Below are 17,728 nucleotides of genomic sequence, written 5' to 3'. Positions count from 1 at the left end.
AACCGTATCAGCTGTTGGATGAGGCCCGAAATCCCATCCCGATGAAGCCTGCCAAACCGCTGAAAGAAGATGCAGAATATGTACGTAAGGGAACATGTGGTATCTTCATCTTTACCGAACCACTTGGCGGGTGGCGTCACGTAAGCATACGTTCCCGGCGCACGAGAATCGAATAGGCAGAAGAAATCCACGAGTTGCTTGAGGTCTATTATCCTGATGCCCCCAAAGTACGTTTGGTGATGGATAATTTGAATACTCATGCGATTGCATCGTTATATCAGGCATTTGAGCCCGAAGTGGCTTTAAGTTTGGTGAAACGTTTAGAAATCCATTGCACTCCAAAACATGGAAGTTGGCTGAACATCGCAGAGCTTGAGCTGAGTGTAATGTGACCAGTCAGTACCTTGGCTGCCGAATCCCCTCAGAAGCAGAACTGGCTCGTGAACTTTCCGCATGGGAAAATGAACGCAACGCCTCTCAAAAGGGAGTGGACTGGCAATTTACTACCGAGTATGCTCGAATTAAACTCAAATGATTATACCCACATTTTAAAGACTGATGGAACACTAGAGAGTCTTTTTTATTGCAAATAGTGAATTGTTTTGCCGTACGGTAATCTCAGTTAACTTTAAAATCGGGTAAAAAAAGAGAGTACGTCATCAAAGAAGGAGCCTATTTTATCCGATTATCTTGCTGTGTGGGTTAGAAGAAAAGAATTTGGAAGGATCTACTGTCATTCCGCATCGTGGTCACTCATTACTAAGCAGGTCTTCAACATGGGCTAAAAAATTTGGCGACCGCTCCCCGTTCATTAACGGTTAACGATCGCCAATTCATTGTTTTAATTAATTATTCAATCGGTGAGCGACAAATTTCCAGGATTGTTCCTATCAAGTCTTGCTGTGATACAAGTATTGTTTCCGAATCTTCCCGTCTTTTTAATTCAACTAGACCTTCTGCTACTTGTTTTCCTACAGTAATTCTTAAAGGAACACCAATTAAATCTGCATCTTTAAGCTTAACACCAATTCGTTCATCTCTGTCGTCAAATAATACCTCTATTCCATTACTTAATAAATTTTGATATATATCATTCGAGATAAGTCTTTGTGTTTCATCCTTATTTGAAACGGTAATAATATGCACTAGAAATGGTGCAATACTGGATGGCCAAACGATTCCGTTATTATCATGATTTTGCTCAACAATCGCCGATAATATCCGAGAAACACCGATTCCGTAACAGCCCATAACCATTAATTGTTCTTTACCAGAAGAATCCAAGTATTTCGCACCGAGCTTTTCACTATATTTTTCGCCTAATTTGAAAACATGTCCAACTTCAATTCCCTTATGAAACTCTAGATCATGGTTGCACTTCGAGCATATATCACCAGTAGAAACATTGCGAATATCATAAACATTAACCAGATTAAAATCTCTATCTGGTTTAACATGCCTATAATGATATTCAAATTCATTAGCACCGGATAGTGCATTATCCATATTTGCGACCTCTTTATCAATCCAAATTGGAATATTTAGATCTACAGGTCCTAAATAACCGAAAGGTAAATCGTCAAATAATAGATCTTCAGCAAGCTCTAACTCTTCACATGACAAAACATTTTTCAATTTAATTTCATTGACTTCATGATCTCCTCGAATCAATACCGCAATATACTGATTATCAGCTTTGTAAATCAATGTTTTGATAATATTCCGTTTATTTACACCGGTCAGGCTCTCTAATTCCTCGATGGTCTTTACTCCGGGTGTGTAAAACTTTTCAATTGTCGCCGTTACCACATTATTAGACTCTGCTCCTTTCACGCCGGACACAGCTTTTTCTAAATTAGCAGCATAACTGCAATAAGAGCAAGACACTATAGTATCCTCTCCAATATCGGCGAGAGCCATAAATTCGTGGGTCCCCCCTTCACCACCTATAGCCCCCGCATCAGCTTCTACTGCTTTATAGTTCAACTTCAATTTATTAAATATTGCAGTATACGCATTAAACATTTTCCAATACGATTTATCTAAGCTTTCCCAATCTAAATCAAACGAATACGCATCTTTCATCAAGAATTCTCGACCTCGGAGTAATCCGAAACGCGGTCTGCGCTCATCACGAAACTTTGTTTGAATTTGATATAGTATAAGAGGCAGTTTTTTGTAAGTATAAACCTCGTTTTTTACCAGAGTAGTAACGACTTCTTCATGTGTAGGGCCAAGTACAAATTCACGTCGATGCCGATCGTTTAACCGAATCAATTCAGGTCCATAAACTGAATATCTCCCAGACTCATGCCATAGTTCCGCAGGTTGCATCGCAGGCATCAATATTTCTTGAGCCCCAGCTTTATCCATCTCATTTCTAACAATATTAACTACTTTATTTAATACTTTAATACCGAGTGGTAGATAAGTATAAATTCCTGCTGCTAATTGTCTGATATAACCAGCTCTAAGCAGAAGCTGATGACTCAAAACCTCAGCATCAGAAGGAGCCTCTCTTAAAGTGGGAACAAAAAAGTTAGATTGGCGCAATATTATCCCTCCATATAATAAATAGTATTTTATGCAGACCAAAAATGATCAAATATAATTAACTATATCGGGACATACTTTTCAAGTCAAGTTTATATTTGTCTATGATAACAGTATGGATGAAAAACATTGAAAGTAAACCTGAATTACGAAAGCATAGTCTCATAAAATTATAAAAAAGTGCCTTGGTCTTTGGTAGAATGCACTAGCGTTGCATTAATGTTATCTGAATCTTCATAAATTTCTGCCATAACTACTTTTGTGCATAAAAAAATCCTTTACAATAGATGGGAGAGGTAGAACCTGTCCATTAATCCATTGAAAAGGATATCAGCATGGACAATCATACTTTATTATCTTCATTTGGTAAATGGCTTGCGCCAATCTGTACAAAAACGTTCACAACTGCGGTGACCGAATGCCAGCAGGACAAATATACGAAGAAGCTGACGACCACTGCCTATCTCAAGTTGTTTCTGCTTGCGCAACTGCAAAACCGCGAAGGCTTGTGACACATCGCTGACGATGTCTTGTGTGAAGATTTACAGCGTGAGCTCGGCCTGACTTCAATCTCGGCTTCGCAGCTCAGCCGCAAACACAAGCAGGTTGACCCTGAGTTATTGCAACAGGTGTTCGAACGGCTGGCTAAGCTTGCGTTGTCACGCCAAGGCCAAGTCGCTCATCAGCACAAGATCAAAATCTTCGACTCAACAACCGTGACGTTATGTCTGCAGAAATTTAAATGGGCCGAGTTCCGCAAGACGAAGGCAGGCATCAAAATACATATGCGACTGGCCTTTCCAAGTGAGCAAGAGGTTGTCCCGGAGAAGGCAACGGTGACCGTAGCCAAGAAAAATGATCGCACGCAGATGAATGAACTCGTTCATGAGCCGGGCGTAACCTACATCTTTGATCGTGGATATATCGACTATTCGGCTTTCGATCGCTACTGCTTGGACGGTACTTTTTTCGTCACACGGCTGAAAAAGAATACGCATATCGAGCCGCTGGAGGAACTCGCTGTCCCCGGAGGCAGTCTCGTCTCGGCCGATTGGCGTGTCCGAATGGGCTCCCAGCAGAAGAAGATGAAACATGTGCTACGGATGATACAGACGCAAGACTCGGAAGGCAATCTGCTCTTTCTGGTAACGAACCGCTTCGATCTGACTTGTGATGAAATCAGCGAAATGTATCGCAATCGCTGGGCGATCGAAACGTTCTTCAAGTGGATTGTACCGAGTCGAAGAAGACATTATGGATCAGGGATGATTTTAGCCAGCCCCATAATTCTTCAACCATGTTCAAATTCGGACTATACGGTGGCAAGTATACCAAGGTGAGCTTAGCTTGATTTTCCTTTAAAAAAGGCTGGATGAGATCTGCGTGATGGATTCGTACATTGTCCAAAATCATCACGATTCGATCACTTTCATACTTTTCCATCACTTGTTCCAAAAAGGATAAGAATTCTTTGGCGGTGTACTGTTCTTCTTGCAAACAAAATACTTCGCCAGATTCATAATCCAGAGTTCCGATCAGCTTCGCTCCCCAATGCTTGCCGTAGGTGGGAATGATTTTTTTGTCCCTTGGGAAACCAGGTACGAGAGATCGCTTGGTAATCCCTAATCATAGACTAATCGTCAAACAGAATCCGGTCGCTGTGTCCATCGAGGAGTTTTTTTAACTCCTGAAAGGTTCCTTTGAATTCTTCTTGTTTCTGTACGTCTGTTTTAATAAGCGTATAGGTCGGTTTCGTAAAGCTAAGCCCCAAATGGTACAGCAAATCTCGCGTTCCTTGATCCGTAGGCGTTTGATTCGTTACGACTTCATACAACTGTTGCTCTTGCTCAGCCGTCAACAAGCTATTTCGTCCGGGTGGATGTCCGATTTGGAGACCCAACACGCCTTGTTCCCGATAAGTTTTTCTGTAGTTATACAAGGTAGCTAATGACCGTCCGGTCACTTCCGAAATTCAGTACGATTCGCCAAGCAATAGCATATGGATCGTCTGATACCTTACATGCATCCGTAGATCCTTGTTTATTTTCATCGCAGCCTTGATTTCTTGAATCGCTGCTTCTTTTTGTTCTTCTGTCACACCCACTCGTATGCTCATTTCGATTGTCTCCAATATTTTAATGATTGAAGACTATTATACAGGATCTATTTATTTTTCGCTGAATGTATAGCAGAATACTTATCTATAATGCCTAGCAACTATCCAATCATCCAGTATTTTATTATAGATATTCAATTCTTCTTCTTTAAAAAATATTGATTGCTCACGCTCACCTTTTCCTGTATCAGAACAATGTAAAACACTCCTTGATGGATGAGAAGCGAAATAATACCTGATTGTACCAGCAACATCAAACTTCCCCTGTAAGTCAGTTACAGTTTGGGCAGCATCCACTCCTACTTGCCCTTCTAATGCTATTGCTACAACTGGTCCATCCAAGCAACAATCAATTATAACCGAATAATGGGGTTCATGATGCAAATGACCATAGAGGTCTTCAATTTGCTTCCTTGTCGCAGTGAGCATTTTTAGTCCAATTATCTTTAGCCCTTTATCTTCTAGCATTGCGATAATTTTTCCGATCAAGTTTCTTTGTATAGCTTCCGGTTTTAATAAAATAAATCCTCTCATTAGTCACCTCTGTCTAACCATATATTTTTCTTACTGCGTCTTCTATCGTAGGTTCTTCTAGTTTAATATCTCTTACTTCAGCAAGATTAGCGACTATTTTAATTGCTTGGCCTTGGGTTATAGTATCCTTCTCAAACGCAATCCATTTCCTTTTACCTTCTTCATTAATAATTCTCAAACGAGAGTCCAATTTATCTGGATGGACATTGATTTCATCCATGTAGTCGACCACAATAATGTAACCATTACCATAATGCTTTTTAAACTCTTCGATTTTTCCGTCAAAAAGTAACTGGCCTTTATCAATTGTGATAATCCTATTACATATCGCTTCAATATCATCCATATCATGAGTAGTAAGTAAAACAGTTGTATTCTTTTTTTGATTTATTTCTTTTATGAAGTTCCTTATCTTTTTCTTAACAATAACATCCAGTCCAATAGTAGGCTCGTCTAAGTACAAAATGTCCGGATCATGTAGCAACGCTACTACCAGTTCAGCTCGCATACGTTGACCTAAACTTAGCTGTCTTACCGGCGTTTTAATGAACCCAGCCATATCAAGGAGGTCAACATAAAACTCAATATTTTCTTGGAATCTTGTGTTTTCTATCCTATAGATTTTTTTGAATATTTCAAAGGTTTCATTCATGGGCAAATTCCAAAAAAGTTGTGTTCGTTGGCCAAAAACAGTACCTATCATTTTTGCATTCTCCTTGCGATTTTCCCAAGGCCGATTTCCATTTACTAGAATTTCGCCTTCGGAAGGGACAAGAATTCCTGATAACATCTTTATAGTTGTTGATTTTCCGGCTCCATTTGGTCCAATATAACCTATAAGTTCTCCTCGTTGGATGTTAAAAGAGAGATTTTGAACAGCTTTTTTGATAGTTGACTCACGATGAAATAATGAAACTAATGATGGGAGCAAACCACTTTTTTTCTCGTAAACTTTAAAATGCTTAGAAACTCCATTAACTTTGATAAGCGACATATAGCCTCCTATGATCCAGTACTTTTATAATTGTTTATACCGAACATCCAAAAACGATAGGCGAGATAAATACAGAACACTCCAACAATTGGAGTAGCAAGCTCAAAAACAGGATGAAAAAATACTGACTCTTGCTTTTCTTTCAAAAAAAATTGAACTGGATAAAAATTTATAAATGCATAAGGGAGAATAAATGTCAGGAGTACCTGAACATAATTGTTAAAAATAGTTATTGGATATCGAATGAAACTTTTTAATTGAAAGAAAAAGATATCTTTAAGTCCTCCACTTTCAACAAACCAGAAGGAGGGGACAGAAGTAAGTATAAATCCAGCACCTTGAATTAAACTTCCGCCTATTAGAACTACTAACAAAAAGAAGATACTAGTTAAGCTCCAACTAATCCCCAGTTTTGAAAAAGATAATATGATGACAAGTATTGAAAGAAGCAAATGGCTCAGATAACCACTATTAAACTCCCGACATATTAAATAAAAAAAACTATTAATTGGTTTAGTAAGAACTTCATCAAAACTACCAGTTTTGATCATAGAAACTAACTGATTACTCGGACTGAAAAAAAAGAATCCTGCAATAGCATATGATCCAAGGTTAAGCGCGTATAATAAAATAACTTCATAGGTTCCCCAGCCGTTGATAGACTTAAAATGCTCGAGTAACACCCATACAAGAACAAACTCGGCGCCATATGCAGCTATTTGAGCAAATGCTCCTACAAAAAAAGCTTTTCTATACTCAGCCACTTCCATAATTCTTAGCTTAATGAAAGAAAGATAAAGACCAAGATACATTATCTTCACTTACCCCCCATGAACGACCACTTTCCGTTCTACATTACTCCATACGAATCTTTCGATAATAAACAGAACAAATAACCAAAAAATCTGGACACCAATTTTATTGATGGAATCAGATATAGTATAATGTCCTAGAAAAATTGAGATTGGCTCAAAGAAAATATACTTAAAAGGTAGCCAATTACAAATCGTCTGTAGCCAATTTGGATAAAACCAGAGTGGTACAGTAGATCCTGAGAACAACTCAAATAATGCCCCTAAATAAAACTGAAGATACCAAGTAGAATGAAGCCAGAATGCAGAAAGTCCAACAATATAGTGAATACTAAAAGCAATTAGAACCCCTAAGCAAACACTTATAATAAATATCAATAAATTAATCATTTCGGGTAATACTGGTTGATCATAAAAAAATAAAAATACAATCGCTGCAGGTAAGGACACGAAAAGTGCTTTAAAGACATTATTACCTAGATCCTCTGCTAGTAGATACAACTTAAAACTAATTGGTTTAGTAAAATCGGATACTATCGCGCCTGATAAAACTCGTTCAGCTATCTTGTTGCCAACCCCAAACCTTGTTAATGAAAGCAAAAAGATTGATATTAAAATGTACATAAGCATTTCACTTAGTAATATCGAGTGCTGAATACCATCATTTTTGTACAATGATTTCCAAACACTGATTTGTACGATCAGAGATAACATCGTTGCAAGTATCGAAATGTAGAAATCGAATCTATATACATATTTCTCCTTAAAGGATTTTAAGAAAAAACTCCAGTATAACAAGACTTCTCCACGTCCTTAATGTTTATTTATAAATACGGGAAATAATGAACTGCGAATATCGTCTGGATCTTTTTTCTCAAAAAATAATATTAACGGCAGTGTCTGCGAAGTTAATATCTCAGGGTATTCATCGCCGTTAATCTTAACTGATAATGATGAAATATTCTCGTCCTCTGTGTAAGTCATCACATTAGTAATTCGTTCTCCAGTAAAAATCTCCCTATAAGTGCCGAAATTTAACATTATCATATCGTTATTCGATAATTTTGTATTAATCATATGAAGCTCGAATTGTATATCTTCTTCCCACGTGACTTGCACAGCAACTTCAAGTTTCTGACCTGTTGTTCCCTCATAACCAATTAAGCTATACTCTTCATTTTCATCTTTGTTTTGATATAAAAAGGATGATTTTATTATTGTATTCTTCATTTCCCTGACTATATCATCTAAAACGATTGTTTTTAATAAATTATTTGTTTGATTATTATTGATCCACGTATTGAAATGCCACAGAAGCATTTGAGGAAATCCTGGTTTCAGTTGTCCCATTAGAATTTCAAAAGGATTGTGACCATACAACTTATTCATTACTTCACCGACAAAATCGAGCAATTGTAAAGCGTTATATTTTTCTGCAAGCTTGTAAACTCGACTAATATTAGTTTTTTTTAGAATCTGTACAATTTCAACAATCTGAACTAGTGGTACTGGTGGTAAAAAATCCAGGAATGAAATATAATCTTTAAACAGATTGTTACATAGAATTAGGATTGCCATCTCCATACTTGGAATAGCCAAATTTTTATGAATGTAAATGCAATTTTGGACCAAATCTTCATATCGAATCTCATTTACAATCTGAATACTCTCGCTTGTTTTTAAATTAAGTATATTTAATTGCGTATCCCATATATCTACAGGATACTGATAAATAGGATACAATTTATGAATATCTACATTTAGTGAGTCTTTCACTAATTCTGAAAACTCATGGCCTGTTTCAGATTTAACCTCGAAGAATCCATGGGTTATAAGTTTATCGCGGAGTATGACATAATCTTTCGCAAACAAATCCATGTCACTACTTGCTCGAATAGGTGTTTCTCTGTCCGTTAATAAGTATGCAGTAAAACCTTTAATAATTATTAATGTAGACTCATATTCTTCAGAAAATGAAGTCAAAAAACTATATTGCTCTTCAAATCTTTTTCTAATTTGTCTAGCGAGTGATTCAGCTTTTGAATATATTTTGTCTGAACACCATAATGGTTTCTCTTGTTTGATTTTTTCAAAAAATCTAGTCTCTAATTTGTGTCCAACAATATATTTAAATAGTAATTCCTCATTAATATCGTTCATGCTGATGAAAGGGCTTTCTGATAAATCCAGAGTCCAACTTAGTATTTTTGATTCGTTCACAGTATCTCTCCTTAACAGAATTTTAATCTTTGGAAATACGGGTCAGCTAGAAGATAATGTTTGAGCCTGATATTAAAGTCAACTATTTTTTCCCGTTCTTCCTCATAGCGAAATAACTCGAGATAATGCTTTATGTTGCTTTCCCATATCCTTGGTTCAATATTATACTTTACTTTAATATCTGACCAAATTGGTAATAACCATGTGTGATAGTGAGGATCATTGCTTTTTTCCTCAAGATAGATATGGGCTCTCTCAATTGAGAATAATTTCCTCATTGCATTGCGCAGAATAAATGTGCAAACACCAATTTGCTCAGCAGTTTCCTGGTCGACATCTGCCAAGGAGTTTATATGATCACGTAAACTCAGAATATAAAAACCAGGAACAGGGAATTCAGCGTCTTGTCTTATCGCGAATTTCTGGTTGCTAACCACAGGTTTTAAAATTTCTGGAAATGATTCAATGTTTTTTTCTAAATAACAACCCCTGCATATCTCTCCTACGACTTCAAAACTACTTCCATCCAAAAACTTATACTCTTTCTTTTTTAAAAGGCTCACTTATAATCCTCCTATGCTTATTGGTTCTATTCTATTTAGTTCTCTAATTTTTTTTAATACAAGCCTTGCAGCATTTTCGTCATGAATATTACCAATAATGAGTCTTTCATTATTAACGTCATCTGCTCCCCATGAATAATTGTTATCTTGTTTTGGAACCCACACAACACCTTCTCCATCAATCAATAGATATTGATTCTTCCTATTTTTTCTTGATTTAAACTGAATATCAATGGACGCATTGCCATTAGTAAATTGCTTTAGATCATCTTCGACCTTTTTATAAGTTTCATCTAAAATTTCATATTTATCCTTGTTTTTAAAGCCACCGGGACCGATCGGCATGTACTGAAATAATTGCCACTTGGTAATATGGGGGTAATCAGAAATAATAGAATATATATTTAAAATATCACTTTGGTTTTCTTTATTCACAACTGTATTAATACAAATATTTGTTGTTTGATATTTAGACAAGACTTCAATAATCGATTTAACCTCATCAACCTTTAAGCCTCTTCTAAAGTGATTCATTATTTTATCGGTTGAACCATCAAAAGGGATCCCTATATTATCTATGTATGGCAAAATAGTTTCAGGATTCGCTTGTGAAACAATTTCTCTACCTATTACAACATCTCTTATTAAGGAAAGTCCGACCGTATCTAAATTGATTATCAGACCCAGTTGCTTAAGGCTTTTCAAAATATACCCCATATCATGCCGGGCCAGCGGTTCTCCGCCTGCCATTGTAACTTTTTTTATGTGTACGTTTTTTTTTATGTCCTTGATAAAAGCAATTAGCGACTCGGTGTTGTAATCTTTATTACTAAAATAGTTATAGCAGCCGGGGCACCTGACAAAACATTTGTTTCCACCACTTAAAATGATACTTCTAAAACTGGTTAACATCTAAAGCCTCCTGGGTAGTTATAATTTGGAAATCAAAATGATATAAAATTCATTGTATCCCAACCCATTTCAAGAAAATACCCTATAAAATAGACTTTTTTTCATATAATAATTATACTAGGCATTGAAAAGTTCTACACCACTAACAAACCAATGAATCCTCGTCAACATGTGAAGTAACCTGCTTGGATTTAATTATTTTCGTTATGGCTAAATGCGGATTTTGAGCAAACAGGCGAAAAATAGACTTGCGGAAATAAGCGGCAACGGTGGCCTCGGACACGACAGTATGAGAGGGGGTTCGCAGGTAGCGGAAAAACAGGCCCGGCGTCGTCCTGAAAAGCGCAAAGCGACCAGTTGCAACAGCCCCATCGCAATGCACTGGTACCTGACAAAACCTTCAATCGATTGAATCGTTTGTTCAACCCGACGTTGATCCTGTTTGTTTTTTTACTGCTTCGAGCGGGTGGGCTGAACCCTTTTTCAAAAACCGGTTCAATTTTGGCATGGACTTGCTCCAGAAACGATAGCCGAAAGCGCCGATGGCCGGCTTCATTTCCCGGAACGTGCACTCGATCTTGAAGCGATAACCGTACAAGCCAATGATATCTGTAGCCGTCAAGCAGAGATCCGTACTGACCAAAATGGAGTAGCGACCCTGATGAACTACCAGCACAAAGCGTAATTCCTGATACCATCCCTGTCCCCATAGCAGATCCAGAACTAGAAACTGAACCTCCTTTTCTTTGCCATACATGAGGAACGTTGGCAGTTTGAAAGTCGGTAGCGCGAATCTTAAACAACGCTTTCAGTTTGACCGCCTTGCCTTTTTTCGACGGTCGGCCACGGCCGGGCTTCTTGGTCGTAGGCCACTGCGTTAGACTTGGCTTTCGTCACCAGATGCATCCTGGCATCGGAGGCGAGGTGGCACGCCTGCAAGCGTTCCAGGGCCTGAATCGACAAGAAGTACCGATCCAGAAGCAGCAGTGCTTGACCGAAGTCTTTCGCAGCCTCAAACCCTTGTTCAATCATCTGAACCACATGGGAAGGCGTCGATTCGCGACTCCATCCGCAAGCTGGAGCAAGAGGGATTGATCGTTGGTAAAAAAGTTGTCACGCCGACGGAAGGCGATTTGCGCAACCGATTTCAGGTTCGAATGCTGCTTGAAGGGCATGCAGCCCGCAGTGCGGCAACATTTCTTCCGGACCATCAGCTGGCAGCGCTGCGTGAATGTGTTGTAATTGGGCAGACGGGTGAGCTGGAAGAAATTATGAAGGCGAATGAAGCATTCCATGATATTATAGTGAAAGCAAGCAACAATCCGGTCATGGTGCAAATTATTGACCAGATGCAGTCCATTATTTATCTTTTCCGCCGTACGGTCGTTTATTACAATCGTCCCTTTCTTATAGATGAACACATGAAAATATATGAAGCGATCGAAGCCAGAGACGGCGAGCTTGCCGAGCGGCTGATGAAGGAGCATTTGCAGGCTGATCTGGAGTTTTGCTTGCATCTGATGAGCTCGACCCGCACGATTTAGAAATACGGAGGAATGTGAAATGAACCATTCGTCAGATGAGCAGTGGCTGGAGTGGGTAAAACGGGTTCAAGCACTCGCGCAAAATGGGCTTGCCTATTCGGAAAATGCTTTCGATATCGAGCGATATGAGGAGCTTCGCGCTATTTCGGTAGATATGCTGGCATTTGCTACCGGCATGAAGCGGGATCAGCTCGCGTTAACTTTCGCCAGCGATACGGGATATGCGACGCCGAAGGTCGGCATTCGCGGCGTTGTGTTCCAGGATGAGCAGATTTTAATGATCAAAGAAAAGCAGGATCAGGCGTGGGCGCTGCCGGGAGGCTGGGCGGACGTTGGCATTTCTCCATCTGAGGTGGCGGTAAAGGAAGTTTGGGAGGAATCCGGCTTCAAAGTCAAGCCAAAGCGGCTGCTGGCGGTGCTGGACAAAAAGAAGCACGAGCATCCACCGGATATTTATCATATTTACGATCTGTTTATTGAATGTGAAATCATTGGCGGAGAAGCGGCGGTTGGACCGGAGACGACTGACGTTGGTTTTTTCGCAGAGGATGCGCTTCCTCCATTATCCGTGCAGCGCAATACGGAGCGGCAGATTAAGATGATGTTCGAATTTTTGAAGCAGCCGGATAAGCCGGTTGTATTGGATTAATCGTAATAAGGGCAGCCTTGCCAGTAGTGTTTAACTACTAGCGAGGCTGCCCTTATTTGATAGGCTGGTTGCAGCGATTAGATTAGTTTTTAGACAGGAGATTGTACAACACCTGTGCTACCTGAGCGCGCGAGGAGACCGTTTCAGGGTTGATTTTGCCACCTGATCCCGTAATGATTTGTTGATCGGCCAGCTTTTGAATAGCTTCTTGTGCATAATCGGCAATCTGGTTAGCATCATTGAAGCGGGATAAGGATGTGCTTGCGTTGCCTTCAGGCAGCTCGCCAAGCTCACCAAGCTTGTCAAGCGAGCGGTAAAGCAGTGTAAAGAGCTCTTGCCGCGTAATTTGGTTATCCGGCTTAAATTGATTGTCGCCTACGCCGGTCGTAATGCCAAGACGTTTTGCCGCAGCTAGGTAGCCGGTATAATAGGTGCTGCCAGCATCCGCGAAGTTGTCCGCAGCCGTGCTATCCGGTGCAATGCCAAGGGCATTAAGCAATAAAACGATGAATTGGCCGCGAGTCACTGCAGCATTCGGGCTGAATAGAGCTCCGTCTGTGCCAGTAGTGATACTTCTGGCAGCCAGAAAGCCAACCGCATCGCTATACCAAGCTGTTGCGGGCACATCAGTAAAGGTTACCTTGTTATATCCGATAATATATTGGGAAAAGTGGGTGGTAACAAAATCCACCGTACCCGTTGCTGCGTTATATTTTCCGCGAACATTTTCCAATTGTCCGGACCCATTAATATGATAGACGATGACTGCAAGCGGATCTTCTCCAGTTAACAGCGAGTAGGGAGTGCTGATCGCAGCTTTTCCCCCGCCAAATTCTGAAATCGGGCTGTCACCTGCCTTAACGGACAAGTCATAGACCGGGCGATCTCCAAGAACAGCTTTACCTTCCTCGGTTAGTGAAACCTTTGCTATGCGAATACTAATATCGCCGCTATCTGACGCTGACGTTATGCTTTTCAGCGCCGCAGCATCAAAGATAATCGTTCCGACATTAGCGTAGACGATTCTTACCTCAGCGTTGGTATCGGAAGAAACTTGATTTAAGGCGCTCCTTGGCAGGATAAGCTCAGCTGTTTTGGTTTCGGCGGTTGCCGCCACTTTAATTTCCACAATAGCTGTTTTTCCTTCAGCCTCGGCCTTTTTGGAAGCCTCGGCAAGGCTTGCTAGGGAAGCCGCTGACAGGGTTGCGTTTGTGACCCCCGTTGCATTGTCGTTAACTGCCACGGCGGATGCCGATGCTACAACAGTAGAGGATTCGGCTGTATCCGGCTCGGTACTGCCACCTGCAGCAGGATTAGGAGTGCTGCCGCCAGATGAGCCCGTGCCACCGCCACTGCCGCTTCCTCCACCGCCGCTGCTTGGAGCAGGTGTAAATGCAGGCACGACAACGTCCGTCGCTGCGCTGGCGTTGAAGCCCTCTTTCTCAGCGTATCTGACTTGATAAATACCCGGAGTAAGCCCGGAAATTTCCACATCCGGCGCATAAACATAATCCGTCACGCCAGCTTGCTTGTATTGCAAAGCGGGAGTTGTGCCTGTAATACGTCCGTCATTGTTAGCTGCCGAAGTAGGTGCTATGCCCACGAGACCCGTTGGGGCGGCTTGCTCGCCATATGCCGGAACTTCGACAGAAGCAGCTGCGCTCGCCAAGCCTCCATCAACGGCTGCAAATCTGACCTGATAAATGCCCGGTAGCAAACCCGTGATTTCTTGATTCGGTGCATAAACATAGTCGGTCACACCTGCCAGCTTATATTCCTGACCTGGAACGGTGCCGGTGATTTTCCCGTCGTCATTGGCCGGAGTGGTAGGTGCAACGCCGAGTAGGCCTGTAGGCGCCGCTTGCTCTTGCGAGAAAGCGGGAACGATCACATTAACCGATTCGCCAGCGTTATATAAAATGGCTGTTGCTCCTGCGGCGGCCGTCGTTGGTCCCTGATAGCCTGCTTTGGCGGCATAACGTACGTTATACGTGCCGGGAGCAAGATTGGCAATCGCCTCACCTGATGCTGGTGTATAAGCTGATGCTCCGTCCAGCTTATATTCCAGCGTTTTATTTTTGATGCCGGTAATTTTCCCGTCGTTGTTGCTTGCAGAGGTAGGCGCTGTTGCTTCGAGTCCTGTTGGAACAGCCTCTACTCTAGAAAATAGCGAATCCAAAGCATGGGTATAGTAGGTGTATCTCGCACCAATCGCATAACCGCTGCTGGCATAGTCGGGCTGAATGTTTGTCCAAGAATACATCAGCTCAACATGTCCAAGGATAGGTGCGCTCGCACCGTCCGCATCTTTGTTATTTTTGTTATAAGTGAAAAGGTAGGGTACTTGGAGTCTGTCCCCAACCACTACCGTACCGTTTTCATTGGTATAGCTGATGGTTGAAGGATTAGCTGCGGTGTTGTTTTGCGTCTTGATATTAGTTAAATATTTATTCACGACATCCACATACAGCTTGGCATAAGGGTGATTGTTGGCTCTGACCTGCAGCGTTTCCGTATTATGTGGATTTGTAGTCGGATTGTTAGTCGGGCTGGCAACCGTCACCCCTGAATCCAGCTTCGTATCCCAAAAATAAACCTTGCTAATATTGTAGGACTTCGCATATTGGTTGATATATTTGATGGCCGCCTGTGTATTTGGGCACCATGAGCCGCCAAACAGAAAGATGTAGCTGCCTTCACTGCCGAGCAGCTTATTCAACTCGTGGTAGGTCACATGCTCAAGGACGAGATCGCCGTCCAGATCATCAAAAATCAGCGGCTTTCCCGGGTTTTCATTGCCATAATTTTTGTTGAAGGCCGCTTTAATATAGGCGGACTCGTCAATCGTATCAAATTGCGCAACGGAGCTGAATACAGGCCGCAGCGATGCTTTATAAGCTTCCGTCTTGGCGGGATCAACTATGCCATTGGTCAGGAAATCATCCCAGACATGAGCTTCATCCGAATAGGCAACGATGGGAGCGCTATTGCCGCTTCCGTCCTTATGATCCTTGTTGTAAATGAATAGGAAGGGGGTCTCCAGCTTGTTGGCGACCACCGGAATGCCATCTTTAATATAGCTGACGTTATGATCAGGGTCATTTTTATCATAAAGATCAAGGTTGGTTAAATATTTGTTAACCAGATCAACGTATTTGAAAGCGTAGGGATTGCTTGAATCAGCAATTTGCAGCGTATCGCCATCAAGCTTCGTGTCAAAGTTATAAATGGTGGCTACGCCGTATTCTTTGGCCACTTCATTAATGAAGCCGATATTGGCTTGAGTCTGCTCACTCCATGCGCCGCCGATTAGAACGGCGTAGTTTCCTTCACTCTCGAACAGATGAACGATATCTTCATATGTAGCCGTTTGATAAACATGCTGGTTATCATTCAAATGTGGATAAACATCATTAAAATAATTATAAGCATTCGCAGCGTTTGCGGAGTAAGAAGCCGCAGCATTCGCTTTCTCAACGGGGAGGGGGAGAACGAGCAATGCTGCTGTGAGCAGCATTGCCATCCATTGCTTTAATTCAGATTTTCGTTTCATCATTTGCACCTCTGCTTATTGGATTTCAGTGTTTACAGAACATCATGACAACGACTGCTGCTGCTAATCTGCTTTTTGCTTACGGGCAAATTTCTTCATCGTCAGAGGAGGAAGAAGGTGCCTGCTCTGAAGAGGAAGCTGGCGTAGAAGCAACTGGAGTCTGCGAACTACCGGATGATGAGCTTGATGAAGATGAAGAAGTAGATTGCGCTGCTCCTGTTGAAGCGCTGCTTGTTGTTTTCGCTGCTTGAACGACTTCTGTCGTAGCGAAGGTAATCGTTTTTGCAGGAGCTTGCTCAGCAACCGGTGCTTGGGTAGCTTCAGGCGCTGCCGCTTCTGTCTTTGGCTTGCTCGCTACTTGAGGCTTTACGCCTTCCGTCTTGGGAGCGCTGGTCGGCTTTACGGCTGCCGCATCTGTCTTAGGAGCAGTGGTTGCTTCCGGAGTTGCTGCCACTGTGTTCGTGCTCGGCTGTACAGTTGCGGATGAAGCGACGGCCGATGGCTGGTTAGTCGCTGTTTTGCCGGCACCGACCTCAGCTGCTGCGGACGGTGCTGGTGATGCTGCTGGCGATGATTCTGAAACTGCAGCAGTCGTTACCGTTCCAGCATTTGCTTTTTCAACCGCTGTTTCAGCCGCTGCCTGCTTGTTCTCGGCTGGTGCTGCCGCAAGTGACACGCTTTGTGTTTTCTGAGCCGCCGGGGCAGTAGATGCTGCTGGCTGCTGGCTTGCAGTGGAGGCGGTGTTGCTGGCTGGCGCTTGTGCTTGGTTACTAGAATCCGTTGAAGCGACGACTTTCTCTTGAGGCACAGCTGTGGTCTGCTGCGAGCTGTTTGCGGATACGGCAGCCAAAGTGACTGCAGAAAGCACAACTGCTGCGGAAACGAGTGAAACGGTCCATTTTTTCATGAAAAATACCATCCTTTTCGGTTGCCTTGGGCACAAGAGTAGTCTGTATCCTCTGTCTGCCTTGGCGATTTTTTTGTAATACTTCAAATTTGCTTCGAGCCCGGCGTAGAAAAAAAGATTCAATAAGGAGCGTCACTTCACGCTCCTTATTGAATCTCCGGGTGTCCAGTCGATTCCTGCTTTACGGTTAAAATCATCAATATTGGCCTGCTAATGGCTCAATTCCACCTCCTTGTCATTTGGCAAAAAAATAGAGACCCAAGGCAGCGGTCAATCGTTGCTGCATTGAATCTCTGGTCATCCAGTTGATTAGTTACATGATAGGTGCCAAAAGTTTCCTTGTCAATCATTATTTACTTAACCTATTGAAA

The 17,728-nt window shown here is 41.7% G+C and carries 19 protein-coding genes and 1 pseudogene; 5 read left to right on the top strand and 15 right to left on the bottom strand.

Annotated features, from left to right (window positions below; genetic code table 11):
• The first annotated feature begins 194 nt into the window (after positions 1–194).
• On the top strand, positions 195–392 hold the full coding sequence (locus ACSR9A_RS08885) for a transposase (protein ID WP_473756788.1): 198 nt from the start codon (positions 195–197) through the stop codon (positions 390–392).
• Between the two features lie 457 nt (positions 393–849).
• Here ACSR9A_RS08885 and ACSR9A_RS08880 read toward each other — a convergent pair whose 3' ends face one another.
• On the bottom strand, positions 850–2,553 hold the full coding sequence (locus ACSR9A_RS08880; protein ID WP_473756787.1) for a proline--tRNA ligase: 1,704 nt from the start codon (positions 2,551–2,553) through the stop codon (positions 850–852).
• A 335-nt stretch (positions 2,554–2,888) separates the two neighbouring features.
• On the opposite strand from ACSR9A_RS08880, the gene ACSR9A_RS08875 reads away from it, so the two are divergent.
• On the top strand, positions 2,889–3,065 hold the full coding sequence (locus tag ACSR9A_RS08875; RefSeq protein WP_473756786.1) for a DUF4372 domain-containing protein: 177 nt from the start codon (positions 2,889–2,891) through the stop codon (positions 3,063–3,065).
• A gap of 18 nt (positions 3,066–3,083) precedes the next feature.
• Positions 3,084–3,893, top strand: coding sequence for an IS4 family transposase (locus ACSR9A_RS08870; RefSeq protein ID WP_473756784.1), 810 nt, complete (start codon positions 3,084–3,086; stop codon positions 3,891–3,893).
• On the opposite strand, the gene ACSR9A_RS08865 is transcribed toward ACSR9A_RS08870, so the two are convergent.
• The 12 genes from ACSR9A_RS08865 to ACSR9A_RS08810 form a co-directional block, all read right to left on the bottom strand.
• The gene (locus ACSR9A_RS08865) at positions 3,775–4,089 is read right to left on the bottom strand and encodes an IS630 family transposase (protein WP_473756819.1); all 315 of its coding nucleotides are present in this window, start codon (positions 4,087–4,089) and stop codon (positions 3,775–3,777) included. The genes ACSR9A_RS08870 and ACSR9A_RS08865 overlap by 119 nt on opposite strands.
• 97 nt (positions 4,090–4,186) lie before the next feature.
• Positions 4,187–4,411: a winged helix-turn-helix domain-containing protein gene (locus ACSR9A_RS08860; protein WP_473756782.1), complete on the bottom strand. Its 225-nt coding sequence runs from the start codon at positions 4,409–4,411 to the stop codon at positions 4,187–4,189.
• A 114-nt stretch (positions 4,412–4,525) separates the two neighbouring features.
• The gene (locus ACSR9A_RS08855) at positions 4,526–4,669 is read right to left on the bottom strand and encodes a hypothetical protein (protein WP_473756780.1); all 144 of its coding nucleotides are present in this window, start codon (positions 4,667–4,669) and stop codon (positions 4,526–4,528) included.
• Between the two features lie 81 nt (positions 4,670–4,750).
• Positions 4,751–5,203 carry a nucleoside-diphosphate kinase gene (locus tag ACSR9A_RS08850; RefSeq protein ID WP_473756778.1) on the bottom strand — a complete coding sequence of 151 codons (453 nt, stop codon included), beginning with the start codon at positions 5,201–5,203 and terminating at the stop codon, positions 4,751–4,753.
• A 13-nt stretch (positions 5,204–5,216) separates the two neighbouring features.
• The gene (locus ACSR9A_RS08845) at positions 5,217–6,197 is read right to left on the bottom strand and encodes an ABC transporter ATP-binding protein (RefSeq protein WP_473756777.1); all 981 of its coding nucleotides are present in this window, start codon (positions 6,195–6,197) and stop codon (positions 5,217–5,219) included.
• Positions 6,198–6,205: 8 nt separating this feature from the next.
• Positions 6,206–7,009: an ABC transporter permease gene (locus ACSR9A_RS08840; protein ID WP_473756776.1), complete on the bottom strand. Its 804-nt coding sequence runs from the start codon at positions 7,007–7,009 to the stop codon at positions 6,206–6,208.
• Positions 7,010–7,018: 9 nt separating this feature from the next.
• On the bottom strand, positions 7,019–7,723 hold the full coding sequence (locus ACSR9A_RS08835) for an ABC transporter permease (protein WP_473756817.1): 705 nt from the start codon (positions 7,721–7,723) through the stop codon (positions 7,019–7,021).
• Positions 7,724–7,822: 99 nt separating this feature from the next.
• The gene (locus ACSR9A_RS08830) at positions 7,823–9,229 is read right to left on the bottom strand and encodes a hypothetical protein (protein WP_473756774.1); all 1,407 of its coding nucleotides are present in this window, start codon (positions 9,227–9,229) and stop codon (positions 7,823–7,825) included.
• A gap of 11 nt (positions 9,230–9,240) precedes the next feature.
• Positions 9,241–9,792, bottom strand: coding sequence for an HIT family protein (locus tag ACSR9A_RS08825; protein ID WP_473756773.1), 552 nt, complete (start codon positions 9,790–9,792; stop codon positions 9,241–9,243).
• Positions 9,793–10,704 (bottom strand): radical SAM protein, encoded by a 912-nt coding sequence (locus ACSR9A_RS08820; RefSeq protein WP_473756772.1) that lies wholly within the window; start codon positions 10,702–10,704, stop codon positions 9,793–9,795.
• A gap of 421 nt (positions 10,705–11,125) precedes the next feature.
• The gene (locus ACSR9A_RS08815; RefSeq protein ID WP_473756771.1) at positions 11,126–11,380 is read right to left on the bottom strand and encodes a hypothetical protein; all 255 of its coding nucleotides are present in this window, start codon (positions 11,378–11,380) and stop codon (positions 11,126–11,128) included.
• A 119-nt stretch (positions 11,381–11,499) separates the two neighbouring features.
• Positions 11,500–11,736: a hypothetical protein gene (locus ACSR9A_RS08810; RefSeq protein ID WP_473756823.1), complete on the bottom strand. Its 237-nt coding sequence runs from the start codon at positions 11,734–11,736 to the stop codon at positions 11,500–11,502.
• Positions 11,737–11,750: 14 nt separating this feature from the next.
• Here ACSR9A_RS08810 and ACSR9A_RS08805 point away from each other — a divergent pair.
• Positions 11,751–12,248: pseudogene (locus ACSR9A_RS08805) on the top strand (GntR family transcriptional regulator); the annotation flags it as partial.
• A 19-nt stretch (positions 12,249–12,267) separates the two neighbouring features.
• Positions 12,268–12,897: an NUDIX hydrolase gene (locus ACSR9A_RS08800; protein ID WP_473756769.1), complete on the top strand. Its 630-nt coding sequence runs from the start codon at positions 12,268–12,270 to the stop codon at positions 12,895–12,897.
• Positions 12,898–12,979: 82 nt separating this feature from the next.
• On the opposite strand, the gene ACSR9A_RS08795 is transcribed toward ACSR9A_RS08800, so the two are convergent.
• Both ACSR9A_RS08795 and ACSR9A_RS08790 read right to left on the bottom strand, forming a co-directional pair.
• Positions 12,980–16,453 carry an S-layer homology domain-containing protein gene (locus ACSR9A_RS08795; protein WP_473756767.1) on the bottom strand — a complete coding sequence of 1,158 codons (3,474 nt, stop codon included), beginning with the start codon at positions 16,451–16,453 and terminating at the stop codon, positions 12,980–12,982.
• 76 nt (positions 16,454–16,529) lie between these two features.
• Complete coding sequence (locus ACSR9A_RS08790; RefSeq protein WP_473756766.1) at positions 16,530–17,357, bottom strand: hypothetical protein; 828 nt, start codon at positions 17,355–17,357, stop codon at positions 16,530–16,532.
• Between the last annotated feature and the right edge of the window lie 371 nt (positions 17,358–17,728).

It is taken from the genome of Paenibacillus sp. R-74696, assembly GCF_055814915.1.
Note: the sequence above shows the minus strand (reverse complement) of the source record. Positions and strands in the feature narration are given on the sequence as shown.